The organism is Curtobacterium sp. B18 (assembly GCF_000333375.1).
In the GTDB taxonomy this organism is placed as follows: domain Bacteria; phylum Actinomycetota; class Actinomycetes; order Actinomycetales; family Microbacteriaceae; genus Curtobacterium.
The window spans coordinates 1-2,009 of record NZ_BACZ01000127.1; the positions used below are offsets into that span (position 1 = coordinate 1).

The 2,009-nt window shown below is 73.7% G+C and carries 3 protein-coding genes; all 3 read left to right on the plus strand.

Annotation, left to right across the window (positions count from 1 at the left end):
• Positions 1 to 839, plus strand: an 839-nt coding sequence (locus I5E_RS03485) for a GAF domain-containing sensor histidine kinase (RefSeq protein ID WP_022905771.1), incomplete at its 5' end; no start/stop codon positions are given.
• Positions 836 to 1,477, plus strand: a complete 642-nt coding sequence (locus tag I5E_RS03490; RefSeq protein ID WP_022905772.1) for a response regulator — start codon at positions 836 to 838, stop codon at positions 1,475 to 1,477. The genes I5E_RS03485 and I5E_RS03490, both read left to right, overlap by 4 nt.
• Before the next feature lie 91 nt (positions 1,478 to 1,568).
• Positions 1,569 to 1,991, plus strand: a complete 423-nt coding sequence (locus I5E_RS03495; RefSeq protein ID WP_022905773.1) for a hypothetical protein — start codon at positions 1,569 to 1,571, stop codon at positions 1,989 to 1,991.
• Positions 1,992 to 2,009: the final 18 nt, after the last annotated feature.

Genomic DNA, 2,009 nt, shown 5'->3' on the forward strand with positions numbered 1-2,009 from the left:
GGGACGGCCTCCCGGACTACGACTGGGCGCCCCCGCTCCGTCCGACGCTGGCGATCCCGTTGCGGGACGCCAGCACACCGCTGGGCGCGCTCATCATCTCCCGCGGACCAGGAGCTCGGCCGTTCTCCCCGAGCGAGGCCGAGATGGCGGACGAGTTCGGGCGGCAGACGAGCGTGGCGCTGGCGGTCGCCCGGGGACGGACGGACCGTCGGCTCGTCGAACGCGCCGAGGACCGCGGCCGGATCGCCAGGGACCTGCACGACCACGTGATCCAACGGCTCTTCGCAGCGGGTCTGTCCCTGCAGGCGACGGCCCAGCGCGCCCCCGAGCAGGTCCGCGCCCGCATCGACGCACAGGTGACCATCATCGACGAGGCGATCGGCGAGATCCGCACCGCCGTGTTCGCGCTCGAGTCCCCGGACCGCCACCGACCCCGGACCGCGCGCGACCGACTGCTCGACGTCGTCGCCGAACTCGCGCCGGCGTTCAGCACCGCGCCGCGGATCGCGTTCGCCGGCCCGGTCGACACCGTGCTCACGGGTGACCTGGCGCTCGACGTCACGGCGGTCGTCCGCGAGTCGCTCGCGAACGTCGCCCGGCACGCACCCGAGGCGAGCTGCCGGATCGAGGTCTCGGTCGACGACGAGGGCGTCCTCGTCCTCGTCGAGGACGACGGCCCCGGGCCCGGCTCCGGCGACCGCGGCCGACGGAGCGGCACGGCGAACCTCGCAGCCCGAGCTCGGCTCCGCGGAGGCGCCTACCGCCTCGACGCATGTCCCGAGGGTGGGACGCGCGTCCGCTGGACGGTCCCGATCGATCCCGGGACGGCGCAGCCATGACGACACGGGTGTTCCTCGTCGACGACCACGAGATCGTGCGGCGCGGCGTCGCCGACCTCATCGACGCCGAACCCGACCTCGCGGTGGTGGGCGAGGCCGCAACGGTCCGTGACACCGTCGGACGGGTCGCCGCGACCCTCCCGGACGTGGTCGTCCTCGACGTCCGACTCCCGGACGGCAGCGGCATCGATGCGTGCCGATCGGTCCGGTCCGCCTTCCCGGACATCGCCTGCCTCATGCTGACCGCGTACGACGACGACCGTGCGATGCAGGCAGCGATCCTCGCCGGGGCCGCCGGCTACGTCGTGAAGGACATCCGTGGACAGACGCTGGTCGAGGACATCCGACGCGTCGCCGCAGGACGGCGGCTCCTGCCCGCCGCGACCGTGCCGTCGACCGTCGAGCGGCTGACCAACGGCGTCCGCGACGACGTGCCCGAGCTCACCCTCCGCGAGCGACAGGTCCTCGAACTCATCGCGGGTGGGCTCACGAACCGCCAGATCGGCGACCGTCTGGGCCTGGCCGAGAAGACCGTGAAGAACTACGTGTCCGGCTTGCTCGCGAAACTCGGTCTGGAGCGCCGGACGCAAGCCGCGGTCTACGGCGCCGACCACGGGGTCCGCGACCGCCGTCGCTGACGCCGACACCGCGGGACCATCGGCCCTGTCGAGTCCCCGGCGCGCCGAGGAGTCTGGGCAACCTCGCCGACCGTCCGAGGGGACCCGTCCCATGACCACGACGCTGGACCGCACCGCAGACAGCAGGGCACCCGTCACGCCCGAGGGCACGAGCACGGCGCTGCCGCACACGCCGGGTGCCGCGCCCCATGACGGGCGGCGCTCCGACTCCCACACGACATGGTCGTCCCTCGGCACCTCCGGGCGGGCTCGACTGCTCGCAGCGTGCAGCGGGATCGCGCTGCAGGGCACCAGCCCGTCCCCTCCAGGACCGGACGGTGCGGACTGCCGGTCGGCCGCCGAACAGGACGGCACCGACGTGGCGTCGCGGTGCGATCGAGTCCTGCGCGACGTCGCCGTGTCCGCAGCCGCGCTGCCGATCGACGACGCCGTCGAACCGAGGTCCCGTACCGAACTCGTCGTCGACGTCGACTTCCCCCTGAGCGGGGGGGGCTGCACCTCGCCGCGGCGCTGATCGACGGCGAGTCCGTGC